Annotated in this window: 17 protein-coding genes; 10 read left to right on the forward strand and 7 right to left on the reverse strand. The window is 64.1% G+C overall.

From position 1 onward, the window contains the following. Positions 1-95 precede the first annotated feature (95 nt). The 8 genes from PF66_RS29205 (at position 96) to PF66_RS29240 (ending at position 7,700) form a co-directional block, all read left to right on the forward strand. The gene (locus PF66_RS29205) at positions 96-1,046 is read left to right on the forward strand and encodes a branched-chain amino acid ABC transporter permease (RefSeq protein WP_054061025.1); all 951 of its coding nucleotides are present in this window, start codon (positions 96-98) and stop codon (positions 1,044-1,046) included. Next, positions 1,043-2,143, forward strand: coding sequence for a branched-chain amino acid ABC transporter permease (locus tag PF66_RS29210; protein ID WP_054061024.1), 1,101 nt, complete (start codon positions 1,043-1,045; stop codon positions 2,141-2,143). Before PF66_RS29205 ends, PF66_RS29210 begins: the two co-directional genes overlap by 4 nt. Continuing rightward, positions 2,140-2,913, forward strand: a complete 774-nt coding sequence (locus PF66_RS29215) for an ABC transporter ATP-binding protein (RefSeq protein ID WP_054064586.1) — start codon at positions 2,140-2,142, stop codon at positions 2,911-2,913. Before PF66_RS29210 ends, PF66_RS29215 begins: the two co-directional genes overlap by 4 nt. Then, entirely contained in the window at positions 2,906-3,622 is a 717-nt protein-coding gene (locus PF66_RS29220; RefSeq protein WP_054064587.1) for an ABC transporter ATP-binding protein, read from the forward strand. The genes PF66_RS29215 and PF66_RS29220 overlap by 8 nt, the downstream gene beginning before the upstream one ends. A 77-nt stretch (positions 3,623-3,699) precedes the next feature. After that, a complete protein-coding gene (locus tag PF66_RS29225) occupies positions 3,700-4,851 on the forward strand; it encodes a branched-chain amino acid ABC transporter substrate-binding protein (protein ID WP_054061021.1) in 1,152 nt (383 codons plus the stop codon). Positions 4,852-4,922: 71 nt separating this feature from the next. Continuing rightward, the gene (locus PF66_RS29230) at positions 4,923-5,414 is read left to right on the forward strand and encodes an L-2-amino-thiazoline-4-carboxylic acid hydrolase (RefSeq protein WP_054061020.1); all 492 of its coding nucleotides are present in this window, start codon (positions 4,923-4,925) and stop codon (positions 5,412-5,414) included. Beyond that, positions 5,411-6,646 (forward strand): Zn-dependent hydrolase, encoded by a 1,236-nt coding sequence (locus PF66_RS29235; protein WP_054061019.1) that lies wholly within the window; start codon positions 5,411-5,413, stop codon positions 6,644-6,646. Before PF66_RS29230 ends, PF66_RS29235 begins: the two co-directional genes overlap by 4 nt. A 322-nt stretch (positions 6,647-6,968) precedes the next feature. Continuing rightward, positions 6,969-7,700 carry a LuxR family transcriptional regulator gene (locus PF66_RS29240; protein ID WP_081006095.1) on the forward strand — a complete coding sequence of 244 codons (732 nt, stop codon included), beginning with the start codon at positions 6,969-6,971 and terminating at the stop codon, positions 7,698-7,700. 105 nt (positions 7,701-7,805) lie between these two features. Here PF66_RS29240 and PF66_RS29245 read toward each other — a convergent pair whose 3' ends face one another. Further along, a complete protein-coding gene (locus PF66_RS29245) occupies positions 7,806-8,405 on the reverse strand; it encodes a LysE family translocator (protein WP_054064588.1) in 600 nt (199 codons plus the stop codon). Positions 8,406-8,764: 359 nt separating this feature from the next. On the opposite strand from PF66_RS29245, the gene PF66_RS32410 reads away from it, so the two are divergent. Both PF66_RS32410 and PF66_RS29255 read left to right on the forward strand, forming a co-directional pair. After that, positions 8,765-9,526 (forward strand): acyl-homoserine-lactone synthase, encoded by a 762-nt coding sequence (locus PF66_RS32410; protein ID WP_160320672.1) that lies wholly within the window; start codon positions 8,765-8,767, stop codon positions 9,524-9,526. Positions 9,527-9,599: 73 nt separating this feature from the next. Further along, positions 9,600-10,418, forward strand: coding sequence for a helix-turn-helix domain-containing protein (locus PF66_RS29255; protein ID WP_054064590.1), 819 nt, complete (start codon positions 9,600-9,602; stop codon positions 10,416-10,418). Between the two features lie 47 nt (positions 10,419-10,465). On the opposite strand, the gene PF66_RS29260 is transcribed toward PF66_RS29255, so the two are convergent. The 6 genes from PF66_RS29260 to PF66_RS29285 form a co-directional block, all read right to left on the reverse strand. Beyond that, the gene (locus PF66_RS29260) at positions 10,466-13,498 is read right to left on the reverse strand and encodes an efflux RND transporter permease subunit (protein ID WP_054064591.1); all 3,033 of its coding nucleotides are present in this window, start codon (positions 13,496-13,498) and stop codon (positions 10,466-10,468) included. Further along, positions 13,495-14,595, reverse strand: coding sequence for an efflux RND transporter periplasmic adaptor subunit (locus tag PF66_RS29265; RefSeq protein ID WP_054064592.1), 1,101 nt, complete (start codon positions 14,593-14,595; stop codon positions 13,495-13,497). The genes PF66_RS29260 and PF66_RS29265 overlap by 4 nt, the downstream gene beginning before the upstream one ends. Beyond that, entirely contained in the window at positions 14,592-16,019 is a 1,428-nt protein-coding gene (locus tag PF66_RS29270) for an efflux transporter outer membrane subunit (RefSeq protein ID WP_054064593.1), read from the reverse strand. Before PF66_RS29270 ends, PF66_RS29265 begins: the two co-directional genes overlap by 4 nt. A 205-nt stretch (positions 16,020-16,224) precedes the next feature. After that, on the reverse strand, positions 16,225-18,186 hold the full coding sequence (locus PF66_RS29275; protein WP_054064594.1) for a MacB family efflux pump subunit: 1,962 nt from the start codon (positions 18,184-18,186) through the stop codon (positions 16,225-16,227). A gap of 2 nt (positions 18,187-18,188) precedes the next feature. Beyond that, positions 18,189-19,346 carry a macrolide transporter subunit MacA gene (macA, locus tag PF66_RS29280; RefSeq protein WP_054064595.1) on the reverse strand — a complete coding sequence of 386 codons (1,158 nt, stop codon included), beginning with the start codon at positions 19,344-19,346 and terminating at the stop codon, positions 18,189-18,191. Between the two features lie 64 nt (positions 19,347-19,410). Then, positions 19,411-21,677, reverse strand: a 2,267-nt coding sequence (locus tag PF66_RS29285) for a non-ribosomal peptide synthetase (RefSeq protein ID WP_152973106.1), incomplete at its 5' end; no start/stop codon positions are given.

Raw genomic sequence — 21,677 nt, forward strand, 5'->3', positions numbered from 1 at the left:
TGATAAAAATAGAATGTAGAACTACTGTGCGCCTCTTCCCGGCCCGGCCTTTGTGCGTTTGCGGTCGTTCTGGCACCAGAGGCTTTTTCGCTGCAATGGATACCCTGATACAACAACTGCTCAACGGCCTGATGCTCGGCAGCCTGTATGCCTTGGTCGCATTGGGTTACACCATGGTCTACGGGATACTGCGGATCATCAACTTCGCCCATGGCGACCTGTTGATGATGGGCGCGCTGATCGGCCTGTCGCTCATCCACCTGCTGAAATCACTGTTCCCAGCTCTGCCCGGCCTGCTGGTATTGCTGCTGGCGACCCTGGGCGCCATGGCCGCCTGCGCGTTGCTCGCGGTGCTGATCGAACGCGTCGCCTACCGGCGTCTGCGCAACGCCCCGCGCCTGGCGCCGCTGATCAGCGGTATCGGTGTTTCACTGTTGTTGCAGACCGTGGCGATGCTGGTGTGGTCGCGCAACCCGCAGATGTTCGTGCAACTGCTACCGCTAGACCCGATCGAAGTCACCCCCGGTGATGACCTGCACCCACCCGCCATCACCAACGTCACGGCACTCGCCACCATCGGCATCGCCTCCGCCCTGATGGCCGCGCTGCTCCTGCTGGTCCATCACACCCGCCTGGGCCGGGCCATGCGCGCCGTGGCGGAAAACCCGCAGGTCGCCAGCCTGATGGGCATCAACCCCAACCAGGTGATTGTGCTGACCTTCGCCATCGGCGGCGCACTGGCGGCGCTGGCCGGAATCATGATGGCCAGCAACTACGGCAGCGCGCACTTCTACATGGGTTTTCTGCCCGGCATCAAGGCCTTCACCGCCGCGGTGCTTGGCGGGATCGGCAACCTCAAGGGCGCGATGCTCGGCGGCATCGTGCTCGGCCTGATCGAGTCCCTGGGCACCGGTTACCTCGGTGAAGCCACTGGCGGCGTATTCGGCAGCAACTATCAGGACGTGTTCGCCTTCATGGTGCTGATCGCCGTGCTGGTGCTGCGCCCTACCGGCCTTCTGGGCGAACGACTGGCGAGCCGCGCATGACCGTCGAATCGATCCTCAACAACACCGCACCACGGGCAAAACTCGGCCTGCTGCTGTTCGCCGCCGCCCTGCTGCTCGCCCCCTGGTTGGTCGGCCAGGCGGGCGGCAACGCCTGGGTCCGCACCCTGGACTTCGCGCTGCTGTACATCATGCTGGCGCTGGGCCTGAACATCGTGGTCGGCTACGCCGGGCTGCTGGACATGGGCTTCATCGCCTTCTATGCGGTCGGCGCTTACCTGGCCGCCCTGCTCTCCTCGCCGCACCTGCTCACCCAGTTTCCGTCGCTGGCCGCCGCGCTGCCCGGCGGGATGCATGCGCCGCTGTGGCTGATCCTGCCGCTGGCCGCGCTGCTGGCCGCCGGCCTGGGCATCCTGCTCGGTGCACCGACCCTGCGCCTGCGTGGCGATTACCTGGCGATCGTGACCCTGGGCTTCGGCGAGATCATCCGCATCTTCATGCGCAACCTCGACCGTCCGATCAACCTGACCAATGGCCCCAAGGGCATTTCCTCGGTCGATCCCCTGCAACTGTGGGGTGTGAACCTGGCCCGCACCCAGGAGCTGTTCGGCCTGCGCCTGCCGTCGGTGTACCTGTATTACTACCTGTTCGCGGCGCTGATGGTGGCGATCCTGTTCACCTGCATTCGCCTGCAGCGCTCGCGTATCGGTCGCGCCTGGCTGGCGATCCGCGAGGATGAGCAGGCCGCCGAAGCGATGGGCCTCAACACCCGCAACCTGAAACTGCTGGCGTTCGCCATCGGCGCGGCCTTTGGCGGTGTCAGCGGGGCGTTGTTCGCCTCGTTCCAGGGCTTTGTCTCGCCGGAATCCTTCACACTCAACGAATCGATCGCCGTGCTGGCGATGGTGGTGCTCGGTGGCATGGGCCACGTTCCGGGAGTGATTCTCGGCTGCGTGCTGCTGGCCGCCCTGCCGGAGGTGCTGCGAGCGAGCACGGGCAGCCTGCAACAGGCCCTGTTCGGCCAGGTGCTGCTGGACCCGGAAATCATCCGTCAACTGTTCTACGGCCTGGCGCTGATCCTCGCCATGCTTTATCGACCAGCTGGCCTCTGGCCAGCCGGTAACGGAGGCGCGCGATGAGCACGATCCTGCTGGAAATCAACGGCGTGAACAAACGCTTTGGCGGCGTGGCGGCACTTTGCGACGTGAGTCTGAGCATCGAGAACGGCCATATCCATGGACTGATCGGCCCCAATGGTGCCGGCAAGACCACCTTCTTCAATGTGATGACCGGTTTGTACCGCGCCGATTCGGGGCAGTTCCACCTCGACGGCCAGGACTACCGGCCTTCGTCGGTACACAAGGTGGCGCAGGCCGGAATTGCCCGCACCTTCCAGAATATCCGCCTGTTCAACGCCATGAGCGCGCTGGAAAACGTCATGGTCGGGCGACATGTGCGCACCCGCAACGGCGTCTGGGCGGCCTTGAGCGGCCATCGACGCGGCCGCGAGGAGGAGCGCCAGACCCGCGAGCGGGCCCGGCAACTGCTCGACTACGTGGGCATCGGCCGGTTCGCCGATTACCGCGCCGACAGCCTGTCCTACGGCCACCAGCGCCGGCTGGAAATCGCCCGGGCACTGGCTACAGAACCGCGCCTGCTGGCCCTCGACGAGCCGGCGGCGGGCATGAACCTCAGCGAAAAACGGCAATTGCGCGAGCTGCTGGAAAAGATCCGCGCCGACCGCTGCACCGTGTTACTGATCGAGCACGACGTCAAGCTGGTCATGGGCATCTGCGACCAGTTGACGGTACTCGACCACGGGCAGGTCATCGCCCGGGGCGATGCCGAAACGGTCCGCCGCGACCCGGCGGTAATCCAGGCCTATCTCGGAGCTGGCGCCCATGCCTGAAGCCCTTCTGCGCATCCAGGGTCTGAGCGTGCACTACGGCGCCATCGCCGCGGTCAAGTCGCTGGACCTGCACATCGACCCGGGTGAGCGGGTCACGCTGATCGGTGCCAACGGCGCCGGCAAGACCTCGACCCTCAAGGCGCTGACCGGGCTGCTGCCGGCCAGCGCCGGCGAGATCCGCTTCGCCGGTCGCTCGATTGCCGGCCGTGCCGCCCACGAACTGCTGCGCCAGGGCATCGCCATGGTGCCGGAAGGCCGTGGCGTGTTCGCGCGCATGAGCGTGCTGGAGAACCTGCACGCCGGCGCCTTCTGCCGCACCGACCAGGAACAGGTCGAGCAGGAGATCGAGAGTTGGCTGGAACGATTTCCCCATCTGCACCGTCGCGCCCGGCAACCGGCCGGGCTGTTGTCCGGTGGTGAACAGCAGATGCTGGCCCTGGCCCGCGCACTGATGTCGCGCCCGCGCCTCCTGGTGCTGGACGAACCGTCGATGGGCCTGGCGCCGATCATGGTGGAGAAGATTTTCGAGGTGATCGATCAGGTCTGCGACAGCGGCATGACCCTGCTGCTGGTCGAGCAGAACGCACGTCTCGCCCTGCAGGTCTGCCAGCGTGCCTATGTCATGGACAGCGGCCGGGTCAGCCTGCACGGCGCCTCGGCGGACCTGCGGGACGATCCGCATGTCCGTGCCGCCTACCTCGGCGAATGAACCCGAACCGCCACCGGGCCTCCGGAGCCAATAAAACCAGCGACCCGTCAGGTCGCACTCTGCAACAGGACACCCACATGCACATCACTGCCCTCATCAAGCGCGCCGGTCTGATCGGTATCGCCATCAGCAGCCTGGCCAGCGCTGTTGCCCAGGCCGACCAGCAGGTTCTCATCGGCCTGGCCGGCCCCCTCACCGGCCCTTCCGCACGGATCGGCAAGGACCTGGAAAACGGCGCGCAATTGGCGATCGACGCAGCCAACGCCCGCCACCCGAAAATCCATGGCGAAGCCGTGACCTACAAACTGTTGTCGGAAGACGACCAGTCCGACCCACGCACCGCCGTGACCGTCGCCCAGCGCCTGGTCGATGCCGGTGTGGTCGGTGTGGTCGGCCACTGGAACACCGGTACCAGCATTCCGGCGGCGCGGGTCTATCATGACGCCGGCATTGCCCAGGTCGCGCCGGTCGCCACCGGCCACGCCTACACCCAACAGGGCTTCGACACCAGCTTCCGGGTCATGGGCCATGACGATGATGGCGGCCAGGTCGCCGGTCGCTACGCGCTGGAAACCCTGAAAGCCAGACGCATCGCCGTGATCGACGACCGCACCGCCTTCGGCCAGGGCCTGGCCGACCAGTTCGTCAAATCCATCGAGGCAAATGGCGGCAGCGTGGTGTCGCGCGAATACGTCGACGACAAGACCGTGGACTTCAGCGCCGTGCTGACCACCGTCCGCAGCAAGAACCCAGACCTGATCTTCTTCGGCGGCGTCGATGCCCAGGCCGCGCCCCTGGCCCGCCGCATCCGGCAACTGGGAATCAAGGCCACGCTGATGGGCGCCGGTGGCTTCGTCAGCCAGACCTTCCTTGAACTGGCGCAGAAGGAAGGCGAAGGCGTCATTGCCCTGGAGCCGGGCCTGGCCGTGGCACAAATGCCTGGCGGCAAGGCGTTCGAGCAGACCTACGAGCAACACTACAAGACCCATATCGAGCTGCACGCCCCCTTCGCCTACGATGGCGTTGGTGTGTTGATCGCCGCTATCGAGAAGGCCGACTCCACCGACCCGGCCAAGTACCTGCCGGTGCTCAAGGCCAGCCAGTACCAGGGCGTCACCGGTCCGATCGCCTTCGACGCCGAAGGCAACCTGAAGAACCCGACCTTTACCGTTTACCAGGTCAAGGCCAATACCTGGCGGCCGGTCAGCGTAGCCGGCGGCCAACAATAACCCGGCCGGCGGTGGCGATCCCTGTATCACCACCGCCCGGACGGTCCGTGGAGCTGATGGAGGCACACACTATGAGTCAACATGACGGAGAACTGGGCATCCTCGCCCGCCGGCGAATCGAGGCCGAGATCATCAAACCCATCTACGAAATCCTGGTGCGCGACTACGGCAAGGACAAGGCCGCCGCGGTGATCGGTGAGGCCGTGTCCCAGGCCGCGGTCGAGGCCGGCCGGCAATTTGCTGCGCGCGAGCCCAATGGCCCCGACCTGCAGGGTTTCGTCGACCTGCAGGAGCTCTGGGAGAAGGACGACGCGCTGAAGGTCGACGTGATCGCCAGCGACGCCACCCACTTCGACTACGACGTGCACCGCTGCCGCTACGCCGAGATGTACCACGAGATGGGCCTGGGTGAGATCGGCCACCTGCTCTCGTGCAACCGCGACGAACTGTTCATTGTCGGCTACGACCCACGGGTCGAGCTCAAGCGCACCCAGACCATCATGGGCGGTGCTTCCCATTGCGACTTCCGCTACCAGGTCAAACCACAGGACGGTGAGGCATGAGCCAGCCACTGCGCATCGATGGCGAACGCCTGTGGGACTCGCTGATGGAAATGGCCCGTATCGGTGCCACCGAGAACGGCGGGGTTTCACGCCTGGCCCTTACCGAAGAAGACCGCCGTGGCCGCGACCTGTTCGTGCAATGGGCACGTGAGGCCGGCTGCAGCATCCGCATCGACGCCATGGGCAACATCTTCGCCCGTCGTGCCGGCCGCGACGACAGCCTGGCGCCAGTGATCACCGGCTCCCACGGTGACTCGCAACCTGCGGGCGGCAAATTCGACGGGATCTACGGCGTGCTGGCAGGGCTCGAGGTGATCCGTACTCTCAACGACCTTGGCATCGAGACCGAGCGGCCGCTCGAAGTGATCAACTGGACCAACGAGGAAGGCTCGCGCTTCGCCCCCGCGATGATCGCTTCCGGTGTCTACGCCGGGGTGTTCGACCTCGACTACGGCCTGTCGCGCACCGACGCCGAGGGCATCACCCTCGGCCAGGCCCTGGCAAGCATTGGCTACGCCGGCTCCGAACCGATGGGCGGCCGCGATATCCATGCCGCGTTCGAATTGCACATCGAGCAGGGGCCGATCCTTGAGGCCGAAGACATCACCATCGGTGTTGTCACCGGGGCACAGGGGCAGCGCTGGTACGAGGTCGAGCTTTTCGGCCGCAGCGCCCATGCTGGCACCACGCCGATGGCTCTGCGCCTGGATGCTTTCCTCGGCCTGGCACGGGTCGCCGAGGCGGTCAATGCCCTGGGCCTGGCCCAGGGCGATGAAGGCCGGGCGACCATTGGCCTGGTCAAGGTATTCCCCAACTCGCGTAACGTGGTGCCGGGGCGGGTGTTCTTCAGTGTCGAGTTCCGCCATCCGCGGGAGGAAGCGCTGGCCGGACTGGATCGAGAGTTCCGCCAGCAGGTCCAACGCATTGCCGAAGGCATGGGCTTGCGCTGGAAGGTCGAGCAGATCTTCGATTATGCGCCGATCGACTTCGATGCCGGCTGCATCGACAGTGTCAGGCGCGCCGCCGAGCAACTGGGGTACAGCCACAGGGATATGGTCTCCGGCGCCGGCCATGACGCCTGCTACCTCAACCGCGTCGCGCCGACCTCGATGATCTTCGTGCCTTGCGTCGACGGCCTGAGCCATAACGAGGCTGAACACATCCATCCGCACTGGGCCGAGGCTGGCACCCAGGTGTTGCTGCTGGCGATGCTGGACAAGAGCGCTCGTTGACGCACAGCAGGCCACCCTCGTGCCTGCCCTGACACCTTTCACCTGCGGTGAAAACGACGTGTCTACCGGGGAACTTGTTCGTGACTGGGCGGTCACACAGTTCCTCCGGTACGGACTGAATCGTCGCGAAGGACCTGACCACCCTGGCCGGTCAAGGCAAGGGAATGACGTCAAACATGAGTGATTCAGTCGGTTTTTTACCCTGGATGATTTCACTTTGACACATGTTGAAATGGTTTTTCGTCGATGTTATAAAACAGATGTCACCCCCACTACGGATGCATAAATCGGCGCACATTGAGCTGACCGGAGCCCGTTTCTCATGCCCAAACTCCGCACAATCAAACATACGTTTGATCTGGCTAGAGAAGTTGAAAACAACATGCCTGGGGCCAGCGAAAAAACCTATGTCGAAGTCTTGAGCTGGGCACTTCAAAAGCTGGAAATAACACGATTCGCCTATGTCTACGCCGACTCGCACTTAATCGAAAACGGCGAAATTTCCATTCATGGAAACTATCCGCAAGAATGGGTCGACACCTATCGCAAACAGGCACTCTACAAGTCTGATCCGGTCATGGCCAATGCCGCCATCACCTCATCCCCTTTTTTCTGGGCGACGATACACGACCGTGCCCGTACTCCCAACAAAGTCTTCGAGCAATCCGCCCGTTATGGTATCGACCAGGGCTTCAGCATTCCCACTCATGAGCCCGGCAGTGCTTTCGGTTCATTGCACTTGCCCTGTGTCGAAGGCGACCCTGACTTTGAACGCATCATTCACTCGAATCTGTTCCTGATCCAGGCAATCAGTACCATCATCCATCAGCATCGGCCCATTGAAGAGAACCAGGAAGAGTTGCTGTCCCTGAGCCCCAGGGAAATCGAGTTTCTACACTGGCTGGCCCTTGGCAAGAACTATCAGGAGATTGGCCTGATCATGAATATCACTGAACGCACGGTGAAATTCTACGCCAAGAAAATTACCGAGAAACTGGGTTGCACCAATATCAGACAGGCCATGGTCAAGGCCATTCGCTACAATATTTTCTAACCGATAGTCCCGAGTCAGCCCCTCTTTCCTTCCCCGCGGGTCTCTCACCGCCGAGGCCGACCCGGTTATCGTCTTGATCTTTTCCAACGCTGCGCCAGGAATCTTTCAGGCCAGGATGACTTTCGAGGCCAAGTTGTAAAAGGCCATGCTGGCAAACAGCCCGATGACCAATGAAACGAATTTATTGACCCTGTTGCCCGATAGGAACGCTGAGAAATTGCGTTCGCAAAACGCCCCCAGACTCACCCAGACAAGAGCCACGGGCAGAATCACCAGGGAAAAGACGGCCATGAATTCCAGGTAGCTTTGCAGATGCAGGAAGGTGCCTGGCGGGGCCACGAATGAGGCGAAAAACAGCCCTTTCGGGTTGGTCAGGGTCGCCACGAACATAGCCGAAACCGAGATGGCAGAGGGCTTTCCGGAGGCATCGACCTGCGCCGAAAACCACAACTTAAAGGAAATGTAGAACAGGAACATCACCGCCAGGCTCTTGGTCAGCACCACCACCCATGCGTGATCCTGCGTCAGCGCATCGATGAAGACTCCCCACGCGGTGATCTGGATCAGGTAGGCCGTCCATTCGGCGAGAACCAACTTCAATGAATAAGTCCCCAGACCACGAATGACCCCCGACTGCAGCAGCAGCGAGTTCGTCGGACCTGGTACCAGCAATACTGTCAGCATCGCAATTACAACGTAGTACATGACACGCCCCCTAAAAATTCCGCAATGGATTTATTTTCCGCTCGACTTGTTCCGCAGTCTGGAAAAGTCGTTCTTCCCTGCCTCGCCGATTAAAGGCGGGTGCACCTTGCCTTTGTTTCAATTTGATGAATAATCACCCTCGGCACTTCGAGTCACGAGCAATTCGTGATCGCTGTCACAGAATCGTAAATTCCGTCATGCGATCGGTGCGAGCCTGATAATGAGCGGCGAGCTCGGTATTCGGACGATGGTAATTAGACAGCAGTTCTCCTTCAGCCGGCAGCTGCACTTAAGTACAGTTGCCGCGCTTACCCGGGATCAATAACAATATGCATCTATCTCCTCCTCGCGACGCATTTATGATTGGTTATGCCCCTCACTCGTACCTGTTTTCCTGGACCTCTTATATTTTTTCCAAGGTGCATGTCGCTGTCGCCAGCTACTCCGAACTCCCCTCCCATGTATTAGAGCAAATACTCAGTATTCGTAAGGCCGCCTTTATCGATCGACGCAAGTGGCATATTGCAAGCTACTGCGGCAGTGAATATGAATTCGACGAATACGACGATGACGATGCCCTCTACCTCTATACTCACAAAGGCGTTCAAGTGACCGGTTGTGTCAGACTTCGCCCCTCCTATAAACCGACCCTGATCTGTGGTGCATTGAACTTCGTCCTGAGCGATGATCGCTCCAGGCCAAACTTGATCGACTGCTGGGAAGCCAGTCGCTTTGCCTTGTTGAACAGCGACACTTCGGACAGCGGCTTTACCGAAGCCAAAGTTGACCTGCGCACCGTCGCGCTGTTCCTGGCCATGTTGCAGTTCGCCTCCACTCAAGAAATCGGTACTTATGAAGTCATTGTCGACGCCCTGATGGAGAAAGTTCTAAAACGCTCCGGCTGGACGGTCGCCCGACGCAATGTCGTGCAAGGCAGCAAAGGCGAAAAAGTCATCTACGGCACGCTGGAATGCACGCCTGCCATCTACCACCGAATACTCAGGATCAATCATGTGCAACGCCTGACCGAAAGACCGCCACCCATGGCCGCACTGCGGACTTTCGACGACGGCGCACTGCGTTCACCCAGCCCCAGCCAACTGATGACCTCGACCCACTGATACGTACCCGAAAAATCTCATGGAACCTTGGGCGGCGCCCTGCGGTTGTGCCCAACAGCAAAATGGAGACCTGATGAATCTGCAATGGCTTTTCCCCTCTGTCGGCAAGGTGATTGCCAGTACTGGCAATCGTCATTTTCCGCGCATGCTGCATGACCTGATCACGGCACAACTGCCGGTCGATGCCACGCACATCACCGAACTGCGCCTCGATACCGCCGATCCGACCAGTTCGAGCATCGGCGGCGTGGGCATCAGCCCGATCTGCACCGATACCCTGATGAACGCCGCTGCGGTCAAATGGCCCGCGCCGCCCGTCGATGACGCTGTCGGGGCGTGGCCGCAAACCGAACTGACCTGCTGCCAACACGCCTCCACCTTGCACACCCGCCCCAACCACCTGCACCTGATCTGTCGTACCCGGAGTCGTTGCTACGCCCTGTCCCTCTACCGCCCCGCGCCATCGCCAGGTTTTTCCCCGCAGGAATGTGCGTTCCTCCAGGAGTTTTCCTGCGTCCTGCTGCCGATAATCGGCGAACATGTCGAGGCCCTGTTGCCGACACCGAGCCACCCCCAAGACCTTTCGGCGACCGAGGAGCTGGATGGCAGCGGTCTGGATGCCTTGCGCCAGCGCTTCCTCGAACGCCTGGAAATGTTCGGCGTGAACCTGTCCTCCCGGGAAACCGAAGTCTGCGTCGGCCTGCTCGCCGGGCGCACCGCTCCGGAATTGGCCGAGCAGTTGGCGCTGCGGGTCAATACCGTGGAAAGCTACCTCAAGCGCGCCTCCATCAAGATGGGCATCGGCGGTCGCCGTTCGCTGATCCGCTGGATGCATTCGGCCGACGCCAAGGCTGCCCCGGAGAGTTCCAACACGCTGCAAAATGCCCTCTGAATCCATTTCCCGGTTATTGAAAGCACCTCGATGGCGGTCCATTCCGCCTATCGGGGTACACGCACAAGCCGCTTGATCCCTTCGAGCCCGTCGTCGACATAGGTGAAAATCACCGGCACCACCAGCAGGCTCAGGACCGTCGAAGCCAACAGGCCACCAATCACCACCACGGCCATCGGCTGGCGAAAGCCCGATTCCCCGCCCCAGCCCAATGCCGTCGGCAACATTCCCGCGCCCATGGCGATGGTGGTCATCAGAATCGGCCGGGCGCGTTTGTGACAGGCATCGATCAAGGCGTCGTGGCGACGCATGGCCTGGTCCCGGCGGGCCATGATTGCGTACTCCACCAGCAGGATCGAGTTCTTGGTCACGATCCCCATCAGCATCAACAGCCCAATGACCGACGCCATGGAAAAACTCATGCCACCCAGCAGCAGGGCCAACAAGGCGCCGCCCAGCGACAGAGGCAAGGCCGAAAGAATGGTGAAAGGCTGCATGAAGTCATGAAACAGCAGCACCAGCACCGAGTAGATGCAGAACACGCCGACGGCCATGGCCAGGCTGAAATTGCCGAACAGTTCGCTCATCAGTTGCAGCTCGCCCTGCTCCACCAGCTTCACTTGCCCGGGCAGGTGCTGCAGGCCCGGCAGTTGCCGGGCTTCATCCATCACTTCGCCGACATTGCGGCCATTGAGTTCGATGGACAGGGTGATGTTGCGCAGGCGGTCCAGCCGGTCGATCTGCGCCGGCCCGCTGCCCATGCCGATCTCGCCCAGGGATGCCAGCGCAACCTGGCCGTCGTGGCCCCTGACCCGCAACTGGGCGATGCGCTCCAGGTCGGTGCGCACCTGCGGTTGCATGCGAACCCGCACGTCGACCTGACGCTGGGACAGGTTGACCTTGCCCAGGGACGATGAATATTCGCCATAGGTTGCCATGCGCAAGGTGTCGGCAATGTCCTGGCTGCTGATACCCAGCTCGGCTGCGCGCACGTAGTCGGGGCGCATCTGGATCTCCGGCCGTTGCACCGCGGTACTCGATGTCACGTTGCCGATCCCCCTGAGTTGGCGCAACTGGGGTTCGAGGGCACTGGCGGTGCGTTCGAGCAGGTCGCCATCGTCACTGGCCAGGACGATGTCCAGGCGTTCCCCGCTGCGGTCGCCGCCGACATTGACTCGCACCCCGGGCAGGCTGCGCAGCGCCTCGCGCATCTTCGCCTCGACCGCGGACTGCTTGAGGGCGCGCTCGTCGCGTGGCAGCAGGTCGACCGTCAGGCTCGCCTTGCGATTGCCGCCGCCGGAGATATCGCCGCTGCCCACCGCGGCGAAAACATGCGCCACCTCGGGAATCGTGCGCAGGCGGGCATCGGCCTGCAAGACCATGGCGGCGGTCTGCTCCAGGCTGCTGCCGGGCACGAGTTCCAGGCTGATGGTGCTGCGCGCATTGTCCTGGGCCGGCAGAAAACTGGTGGGCAACAGTGGGATCAGCGCCAGGGAGCCGAGCAGCAGCAGGCCGACCAGGGCCATGGTGGTCCGGCGTCGGCTCAGGCTGGTGCGGATCCAGCCCAGGTAACGGATCATCAAGCCGCCATCCTGCTCTACATGGGACCTGGCCCTGAGCACATGGGCCGCCATCATCGGCGTCAGCATGCGCGCCACCAGCAGGGAAAACAGCAGCGCCGCGCTGGCGGTCACGCCGAACTGGCGGAACAGCTTGCCGGATATCCCGCCCATGAACGCCGTGGGCAGAAACACCGCCACCAGGGTCACGGTGGTCGCCACCACCGCCAGGCCGATTTCGTCGGAGGCCTCGATCGCCGCCTGGCGCGGGCTTTTGCCCAGGCGCAGGTGCCGGGCGATGTTCTCCACTTCGACGATGGCATCATCCACCAGGATGCCGATCACCAGCGCCAGGGCCAGCAGGGAAATGGTATTGAGGGTGAAACCGGCAAAATACATCACGCCAAAGGTGGGAATGATCGACAACGGCAGCGCGGTCGCCACGACGAGGGTGGCCCGCCAGTCACGCAGGAACCAGCCGACCACCAGTACGGCCAGCAGCATGCCCTCGTACAGCAGGGTCATGGAGCCGCGATAGTTCTCCAGCACCGGCGCGACGCTGTTGCTCGCCTCTTCGATGCGGATATCCGCATGCTGGCCGTCGAATTCGTCGATCGCGCGGCGCACATCCGCCGTCACCCCGATATCGGAGAAACCCAGGGAGCGCATCACCTGGAAGCCGATGACCGGCTTGCCGTCACGAAAGGCCCGGGTGCTGCGCTCGGCATGGGTATCGCGGACCGAGCCCAGTTGCTGCAGAGCCACCATGCGTCCATCGCCGGTGGGCAGGCGAACGGTGCCGAGCTGCGCCGGGTCGTCGATCGCCGCCAGGATGCGCAGGGCCTGCTGGCCGCTGCCCAGATCGCCCTGGCCGCCGGAGTTGTCTTTCTGCATCGCCCGCAAGCGAGCGGCCACGTCCGTCACGCCAAGCCCCAACCCTGCCATCATGGCCGGATCGAGGTCGACCTGGATCTCCCGATCCACCCCGCCGACCCGGACGACCTTGGCGACGCCCCGCACGGCCAGCAGGTGCTTGCTCAATTCATTGTCGATGAACCAGGACAAGGCTTGCTCGTTCATCCGCGGGGCATCGACCACGTAGGTCAGCAGCGCCGAGGTATTGGTGGTCAGGCGCGACACCGACGGCGTGTCGAGGCTCGCCGGCAATTCGGCCCTGGCGCTGTCCACAGCGTTGCGCACTTCGTTGAGGGCTTCGTTGCCGTCCTTGTCGATGGCAAAGGTGACGTTGATGCTGACGCTGCCTTCGGTAATCGAGGTCGTCACATGTTGCAGCAGACGCAGCGACGTCAGCTTGTCTTCGAGCTTGCGCGCCACCTCGGTTTCCAGTTGTTCGGGCGCCGCCCCTTCCAGCGATGCACTGATGACCACCGTGGGCAGGTCGGTGTCCGGAAAGTCCTGGATGCCGAGCCGATCCAGGCCAAACACGCCGAACAGGGTCAGCAGCACGAACAGCATGACCGCCGGTACCGGGTAGCGGATCGACAGTGCGGAGATGTTCATCGCTCGTCCGCCTTGTGGACCAGGGTCACGCTGGCCCCGTCGCTGAGGAAGGCGCCTCCGCTGCGCACGATCCGTGCCTGCTCGGTCAGCCCGGCGACGATTTCCACGGCCCGCCCGCGCCGGCGCCCGACTTCCACCCCCTGCTGGGTGACATGCATGTCCTCGCCCAGCACGAACACATAGGAGCGGCCATCGCGCAGGACCACGGCGGTATCCGGAACGGTCAGCGCCGCGCGGTCGGCCAGCTCGATGCGGCCGCTGGCATACATGCCGGCCCGTGCCGATGAGTCGCCGGGCAAGGAGACATAGACCAGCGCGCGGCTGGTCTTGCTGTCCAGCACCGGCGCAACCAGGCGCACCCGCCCCCGCACCTGCGTGCCATCCGGCAGTTCCAGCTCGGCGGATTGTCCGGCGCGTACCTGCGGCAACTGCCGCGCATCGAGTTCGGCCTGCCATTCGACGCGACCGGCGCGGATCATCCGGAACAATTCGCTGCCGGCGGCCACCACATCGCCGAGCAAAGCCTTGCGCCCGGAGATGATGCCATCGTCCACGGCGACGATACGGGTCTGCGCGAGCCGGATGCGGGTGCTGCGCAGATCGGCGTTCGCCGACGCCAGATTGGCCTCGGCGGTCTGTACCTTGACCCGGTACTCCTCCAGTTGCTGCTCCGACAAGGCGCCGCTCTGCCCGACCACCGCCGCGCGCCGCTCGTTGGAGCGTGCCTCCTGCAACTGTGCGGCCGCCTGGGCCACCGCGGCTTTCTGCTTGTTTTCGTCGGCCTGCACACTGGCATCGGCCAGGGTGGCCAGGACCTGCCCCTTGCGCACCCGGTCGCCGATATCGGCGTTCAGGCTGGCGATGCGCAAACTGCCGGTCTCGGCGCTGATCAGCACCTCCTGCCAGGGCGCGAGGGCTCCGCTGGCCACCAGCACCTGTGGCCAGTCTTCACGGCGCGGCTGCACCGCCTCGACGCTCAGGCTGGTAGCCACCACGGGCGTGGCCGCCGGTGCCGGCGCGGCGCGACCGAAGAGCAGCCATCCCGAGAGCGCGAGCCCAGCCAGTGCCAGCAGGCCATGGCCTGCCGTCAGCCTCATGCCCCACCCCGCTTCGGCACTTCGCCCGCCAGCTCGTCGCGGTCCTGCCAGCCGCCGCCGAGGGCCTTGTACAGGGCGATCCAGTAGCGCACCTGGTTCTGTTGCAGGGTGATCAGTTCGATTTGCGCCGACAACGCCGAGCGGCGCGCCAGCTCGCGGTCGAGCAGGCTGGCATTGCCGGCCTGCCAGTTGCGATCGACGGCCTGGAAATACGCCTCGTAACCTTGCGTGGCGCGCCGGGCATCGGCCTCCGAGCGGCGCGCGGCGTCCAGGCGCACCAGCGATTGTTCGACCTCCAGCACGGCCGTGCGCAGGGTCTGCCGATAGGTTGCCAGGGCCGAGTCATAGCCGGCCCGGGCCGAGTCCACGGCCGCCCGCCGCTTGCCGCCATCGAACAGCGGGACACTGAGCTGCGGCCCCAGGCTCCAGGTTCGGCTGTATTGGCCGGTGGTGGTGCCCACGGCCAAGGAGCCGACCAGGCCAAGACTGGGCAGGCGGTCGGCCTGGGCGGCTCCGATCTGCGCATTGGCGGCCGCCAGTTCGCGTTCGCTGGCGGCCAGGTCCGGACGCTGGCGAACCAGGTTGGCGGGCACTTCCCGCACATCCAGCAAGGCCGGCTCCGGCAGGCGCGGCGGCAGATCGCCGAGCACTTCACGCACCTTGTCCTCACTGCTGCCGGACAGGGCCACCAGGCTCTTGAGCAGCACATCGCAGGCGCTTTGCTGATTGGTCAGGGTTGCGAGGCTCGCAGCGGCACTGGCATCGGCCAGTGCGGCATCGGCGGCAGAGGTGAAACCGGCCTGGTGCGACAGCCGGGTCAGGCGCGCGGTCTGTTCCTGGGATTGCGCCTGGTCGCGGTAGGCGTTGACCAACAGCTGACAGCCGCGGTACTGCACGAAGTCATCACCGACCTCAGCCGCCAGGGATACCCTGGCGTCATGCCAGTCATCGACCCGGGCCTGCAGCAGATGGCGCGAAGCTTCGTCGCTGCGGCGCAGCTTGCCGAACAGGTCCAGTTCCCAGCTCGCATCGAGGGTCGCCCCGGAGGTGCTGCCGACCTTGTTCAGGGCACGCTGGCTGACGCCGGCCCGCGCCTTGCTCAAGCCGCCGTTGAGTTGCGGCCGGCCATCGGCCAGGCTGCCGTCCAGGGTCGCACGGGCCTGGGCGATGCGGGCCAACGCCTGGTCGAGGGACGGGCTGTCGGCCTCGGCCAGGCGCAGCAGCGCCGCCAGTGCCGGGTCGTTGAACTGCCGCCACCAGTCGTCCAGCCCCACCACCGAAGCGCCATGGGGCAGCGGCGCATACCAGCGGCTCGCCACCTTCACCTGTGGCCGCTGGTAGTCCGGACCCAGGGTGCAGCCGCCCAGCAGCGCCGCGCACAGCACGGGCAGCAGCAAGCGGGCAGCAGGTTTGGCGATAGGCATAACGCTCTCGCAGACTCCGAGCACAGGTGTCAGGGGAAATGAGGACATCGGGTCAATACGGGGACGGGCACGGGAACCGCGCCCGCCCTGCCACATCGCCCTTTCGTGGCCTGCATTTAACCCCAGCGACAGTGGCCTGTCTGGCATGGGAAATGGGGACATTCCGGGGCGCCGGGCAGGAGCCGCGCGAGCTCCTGCGGTTCGCTCAATCGCGTGCCAATGCCTCGATCGGGTTGAGCCGGGCGGCATTGCGCGCCGGCACGAAGCCGAACACGATGCCGATCAGCGTCGAACAGATGAAGGCGGTGACGATCGAGCTGAGCGAGAACACCATCTTCCATTCCTTGACCAGCAGCGAGAACACATAGCCGATCCCGAACGACAGGCTGATGCCGATGATCCCGCCGAGCAGGCAGACCATCACCGCCTCCACCAGGAACTGCTGGCGGATATCCGACTGGCGCGCCCCCACCGCCATGCGGATGCCGATTTCGCGGGTTCGTTCGGTCACCGACACCAGCATGATGTTCATCACGCCGATACCGCCCACCGCCAGGGAAATCACCGCGATCAAGGACAACAGCAGGGCCAGCGACTGGCTGGTCTTCTGTACGGTCTGCATGACGCTGTCGAGGTTGTAGGTGAAGAAGTCCTTGGTGCCGTGACGCCTTTCCATCAGCTTGTTGATGTTGTCCTCGACCACCTTGCTCGGCTGCCCGTCCCTGGCCCGCACCGTGATGCTGTCCAGGAAGCGCTGGCCCAGTACGCGACCGGAAGCGGTTTCGAAGGGCATCCAGATGTTCAGGCTCTTGCTGGTGTTGAAAATGCTCTTCCTGTCCTCGGTCACGCCGATCACCGTGCACGGCAGGTTGTCCACCAGGATCACCTGGCCCAGCGGGTCCGCCGAGGCGCCGAACAGGCGGATGCGGGTGTTGTGATCGATCACCACCACCTGGGCCTGGCGCCGGGCGTCATCCTGGTTGAACGGTACCCCCAGGCCCATCTTGATGCCACGCACCTGGAAGTAGCTGGGGCTGACCCCGCTGACGGTCGCCGTCACATCGATATTGCGGTAACGCACCAGCAGGCTGCGCCCGATGTTCGGCGAGGCACTGTCGATGTAGTACTCGCTGTTGAGGGCCGCCACATCGGAAAGCGCCAGGGTTTCGATGGACCCCGCCTTGTTGTCGCCGAAGTCGTTGCCGGGGAAGATCTCGATGGTGTTGCTGCCGATCGCCTGGATATCCTTGAGCACGTACTCCTTGGCCCCCTCGCCGATCGCCACGATCGACACCACCGAAGTGATGCCGATGATGATCCCGAGCATGGTCAGCAAGGTGCGCATGCGGTGCGAGATCAGCGCCACCCAGGCCATCACGAAAGCCTCCTGGAACAGTGCGAGAGCGGCCATCAGGCGGTTGCCCTGCCGGGGCTTGGCCGGTGGGCGCTGCGCGGTTTTCCCGCCCTCCACCGGACGATTCGGGTTGGGCCGGTCACTGACGATCTCGCCGTCGCGGATCTCGATGATACGCTCGGCATGGGCAGCGACCTTATCATCGTGGGTGACCAGGATCACCGTGTGCCCGGCCGCATGCAGCTCCAGCAGGATCTTCATCACCTCCTTGCCGCTGGCGCTGTCCAGGGCCCCGGTGGGTTCGTCGGCGAGAATGATTTCGCCGCCGTTCATCAGGGCCCTGGCGATACTGACCCGCTGCTGCTGGCCACCGGACAGTTGGTTGGGGCGGTGCTCCAGGTGCGCCGCCAGTCCCAGGCGTTCAAGCAGTTCATGGGCACGGCTGTTGCGCCTGCTCTCACCGGTGCCGGCGTAGACCGCCGGCATTTCCACGTTCTGGCTGGCCGCCAGGTGCGGCAACAGGTGATAGCGCTGGAAAATGAAACCGAAGTGATCGCGACGCAGTTGCGCCAGCTCATCGTCCGTCAGGCTGCCGGTTTCGCGCCCGTCGACCTTGTAGCTGCCGGTGTTGGCCTGGTCCAGGCAGCCGAGCACGTTCATCAGGGTCGACTTGCCGGAGCCGGAGGCGCCGGTGATCGCCACCAGTTCACCGGCATTGATCGTCAGGTTGATGTCCTTGAGCGCGACGAAGTCCTTCTCGCCGGCGACGAAACGGCGGGTAATCCCCTTGAGTTCCAACAGAGGCCGGCTCATGGTCAGGCCCCCGCTACCGCAGGTGTCGCGGACGGCTCGCCAATGACCACCTTGTCACCCTCGGCCAGGCCGGTCTTGATCTCCACCCGGACATTGTTGTTGATGCCGGTCTGCACGTTGCGCACCTGGGCCTGGCCCTGCGCGTCGAGTACCCGCACCGGGAACGTGCCGTCCTTGTTCTTCTCGCCCAGGGCCGCGACCGGCACCGTCAGTACCTCCTTGGCCCGGTCACGCACGATATGCACCTGGGCGGTCATGGAAATGCGCAGGCGGTGATCGGGGTTCGGCACATCGAACAAGGCGTTGTAGAACACCGCGGTATTCTGCTTGGGCGTACCGGCGGTCTGGGTTTCCAGGAAGTTCTGCGGTGCCGGCTCGGTCCCCCTCAGCTTGGCGTAGTAGCGCTTGTCGACATCCCCCAGAATGGTGAAATACACCTCCTGACCCGGGCTGATATGAATCACGTCGGCCTCGGAGACCTGGGCCTTGATGGTCATGGTGTCCAGGTCGGCGAGCTTGAGGATCACCGGCGCCAGCTGGTTGGCGATCACGGTCTGGCCTTCCTGGGTGACGATGCCCACCACGTCGCCGCTAATGGGCGCGACGATACGGGTGTAGCCCAGGTTGACCCTGGCGGTTTCCACCTGGATCCGCGCATCCCTGATCTGGGCCTCCAGCGACAGCAGGTTGGCGGTCCGGACCTCGAAGTTCGATTGTGCGGTCTCGAAGTCCTGCTTGGAAATCGCATCGTCCTCGCGCAATTGCTTGTAGCGCTCGTAGGTGGACTTGGCATCCTTGAGCTGCGCCGCCGCCGCCTGTTTCTGCGCGGTCAGGTTCTGTTCATTGACCTGCGCCTGGCGCAGGGCGTTCTGCAGCACCACCGGGTCGATTTCCGCCAGCCACTGGCCCTCCTTGACCTTGTCGCCCAGCTTCACCTTCAGGGACTTGAGCTGGCCGGACACCTGCGCGCCGACATCGACCTGCCTGATGCCCTGCAGCACCCCGCTGGCCAGGACGGAGTTCTCGATGTCCGTGCGTTCGACACTGGCGGTCAGATACTCCGGCGGTTTGGCCGGTGCCTGGACGCTGTAGAACACGATCGCCGCCAGGACCAGCAGCACTGTCACGATTACCACTTTGCGAAACTTCAACTTTTTCATAGAAAGCCACGAATGCGTTGGAGGTTGACCCGGCGACCTCGCCGCCGGATTTCAAGAGGTTGGGTTAATGGAAGCTTCGCCACCAGCTCGCCAGATGCTGCACATGTGGCGCCTTGAGGATGGTGAAATGGTTACCCGGCCCACGCCATACGGTGAGGTCCGGGGCACAACGCCGCCAGCCGTTGACCATGGCCTGCTGCTCGCGCTGGTTGCCCGCCGCGTCCAGCACCGGGTCATCGGCCAGCACCAGGCGCACGGGGCCGGTATAGACCGCCGACGGCTGGTAACGGGTGCGCAAGGCCGAACCGAAGGCCCGTACCGGTCCGCGCATCGAGTCCGGTGCCGAGCGTTGCGGCAGCAGCCCGGCGCGAACCATGCCGGCATGCAACAGCTGCAATTGACCGGCATCGCCCTGTGCCTCGAAGGCGGCCCGGTCGATTTCCATCGATTTGCCCGCTGCCAGTTGCATGGTCTCGATCAGGCGTTCCAGCACACCGATCGACGTGTAGGGCCTGCCGACCACACCGTTGCCGCCTGGCGATTCGCTGTCGACCAGGGTCAACGAGGCCACCTCGCGCCCCCGCGCCGCCAGGCGCAGGGCCATCTCGAACACCACCCAGCCGCCGAAGGAATGGCCGAGCAGGTGCACCGGTCCTTCGGGTTGCACACTGTCGATCGCCCGCAGGTAGGCCTCGGCGGCAATTTCCACCGAACCGTACGGCACCGTGCGGCCATCCAGCCCGCGCGGTTGCAGGCCATGGATCGGCCAATGCGCACCGAACGCGTCGGTCAGGCCGATAAAGCCCGTGACGCTGTCGCCGGCCCCCGGTACGCAGAACACCGGCGTGTGATCGCCGCGCCCGCCCTGGATCGTCAGCAACGGCTGGTGCTTGGCGCGCACTGGCGCCGAACGCCCGGCCAGCGCAGCCAACGCCGTATTGAGCGCCCCTGCGAGGCCCTGGATATGCGGTGCCTGCATCAGGCTCTGGTGATCGCCTGCGACCTCGATACGCTGCAGCTGGCTGCGCGGCAGCACAGCGTCCCACCCCAGGTAACCGTCATGAGGCACGGCATCGTGGGCCAGCTCGGTGGCGGTGAACAGGTGCACCGGTACGCTGGTGGGGAACACGGTGTAGTGGGCCTGGGCATGCCCGTGGGCCACCTCGCGATCCAGGTACCGCCACAGAGACTCGGCCTCGTACACGGCGAGTTCCGGCGGCAATACGCCCTGCTCGCGGCAATGTTGCAGGAGCCCTTCGAAATCGAAGTCCTGTAGCCTTGAACGCACCACGTCCAGTGCCGCCAGCGTTTCCTCGCTCACCCCCTGGGCATTCCAGAACGATTCACAGCGTTCCAGCAGATGCTGGCGATGCGCGCTGTGCGGACTCCAGCGCTCGCGGCCCTGATCCACCAGGCGCGGCATGTAGGTATCGATCAGGCCGACAAACTCCACCTCCTCGTCCAGGCTTTCCAACTGGATGGCGATCTCGTAGGCCAGCAAGCCGCCGAACGACCAGCCGGCCAGACGATAAGGCCCTTGCGGCTGGACGCTGCGCATCAGGTTCAACAGACGGCTCGCCAGGCATTCCAGGGTCTGCAACTGCGGCTGCCCGAGGGGAACGCCAGGCAGGCCATAGACCGGGATATCGCTGTCGATATGCTGGCCCAGGGTCGGGAAATACAGGTCCAGGCCGGTGAACTCGTGTACCAGGAACAACGGCCGTTGACTGCCGGTGGTGCGTACCGGCACCACTTGCTCAACCCCTGCGGGCTCGGCCCGGCTGCCCAGCAGGGCAGCCAACTGCGCGACCGTCGCGTGCTGGAACAACTCGGCCAGCGACAGGGACAAGCCGACGGCAGCCAGTTGGCTGACCAGTCGCACCGCCAGCAGCGAATGACCGCCGAGTTCGAAGAAGTGGTCATGCCGCCCCACCCGTTCGACCTTGAGCAGTTCGGCCCAGAGTGCCGCCAATCGGCTTTCGACCTCGCCTTGCGGCGCCTCGTAGCCGCGGCTGACCAGCGCCTGGGCATCCGGCACCGGCAACGCCTTGCGGTCCAGCTTGCCGTTGGCGGTCAGGGGCAAGGCATCAAGTTGCACGTAGGCCGCCGGCACCATGTACTCGGGCAACAAACCTTGCAGGTAGCTGTGCAGCGCCTCCGCCGGGATCGACTCTCCGGTCGAGCTGATATAAGCCACCAGACGTTTGTCGCCCGGAACATCCTCGCGGCACAGCACCACGCTTTCCCTGACCTCGGGATACTCGGCCAGGCGGGCTTCGATCTCGCCCAGTTCGACCCGGAAACCGCGAATCTTCACCTGGGCGTCATTGC

Origin of the sequence: Pseudomonas asplenii (genome assembly GCF_001293465.1) — a bacterium.
Classification (GTDB): Bacteria; Pseudomonadota; Gammaproteobacteria; order Pseudomonadales; family Pseudomonadaceae; genus Aquipseudomonas; species Aquipseudomonas fuscovaginae_B.

Excerpts from the sequence above, each read along its gene's own strand:
- PF66_RS29205 (WP_054061025.1), top strand. The coding sequence starts at position 96 with ATGGATACCCTGATACAACAACTGCTCAACGGCCTGATGCTCGGCAGC.
- PF66_RS29210 (WP_054061024.1), top strand. The coding sequence starts at position 1,043 with ATGACCGTCGAATCGATCCTCAACAACACCGCACCACGGGCAAAACTC.
- PF66_RS29215 (WP_054064586.1), top strand. The coding sequence starts at position 2,140 with ATGAGCACGATCCTGCTGGAAATCAACGGCGTGAACAAACGCTTTGGC.
- PF66_RS29220 (WP_054064587.1), top strand. The coding sequence starts at position 2,906 with ATGCCTGAAGCCCTTCTGCGCATCCAGGGTCTGAGCGTGCACTACGGC.
- PF66_RS29225 (WP_054061021.1), top strand. The coding sequence starts at position 3,700 with ATGCACATCACTGCCCTCATCAAGCGCGCCGGTCTGATCGGTATCGCC.
- PF66_RS29230 (WP_054061020.1), top strand. The coding sequence starts at position 4,923 with ATGAGTCAACATGACGGAGAACTGGGCATCCTCGCCCGCCGGCGAATC.
- PF66_RS29235 (WP_054061019.1), top strand. The coding sequence starts at position 5,411 with ATGAGCCAGCCACTGCGCATCGATGGCGAACGCCTGTGGGACTCGCTG.
- PF66_RS29240 (WP_081006095.1), top strand. The coding sequence starts at position 6,969 with ATGCCCAAACTCCGCACAATCAAACATACGTTTGATCTGGCTAGAGAA.
- PF66_RS29245 (WP_054064588.1), bottom strand. The coding sequence starts at position 8,405 with ATGTACTACGTTGTAATTGCGATGCTGACAGTATTGCTGGTACCAGGT.
- PF66_RS32410 (WP_160320672.1), top strand. The coding sequence starts at position 8,765 with ATGATTGGTTATGCCCCTCACTCGTACCTGTTTTCCTGGACCTCTTAT.
- PF66_RS29255 (WP_054064590.1), top strand. The coding sequence starts at position 9,600 with ATGAATCTGCAATGGCTTTTCCCCTCTGTCGGCAAGGTGATTGCCAGT.
- PF66_RS29260 (WP_054064591.1), bottom strand. The coding sequence starts at position 13,498 with ATGAACATCTCCGCACTGTCGATCCGCTACCCGGTACCGGCGGTCATG.
- PF66_RS29265 (WP_054064592.1), bottom strand. The coding sequence starts at position 14,595 with ATGAGGCTGACGGCAGGCCATGGCCTGCTGGCACTGGCTGGGCTCGCG.
- PF66_RS29270 (WP_054064593.1), bottom strand. The coding sequence starts at position 16,019 with ATGCCTATCGCCAAACCTGCTGCCCGCTTGCTGCTGCCCGTGCTGTGC.
- PF66_RS29275 (WP_054064594.1), bottom strand. The coding sequence starts at position 18,186 with ATGAGCCGGCCTCTGTTGGAACTCAAGGGGATTACCCGCCGTTTCGTC.
- macA (WP_054064595.1), bottom strand. The coding sequence starts at position 19,346 with ATGAAAAAGTTGAAGTTTCGCAAAGTGGTAATCGTGACAGTGCTGCTG.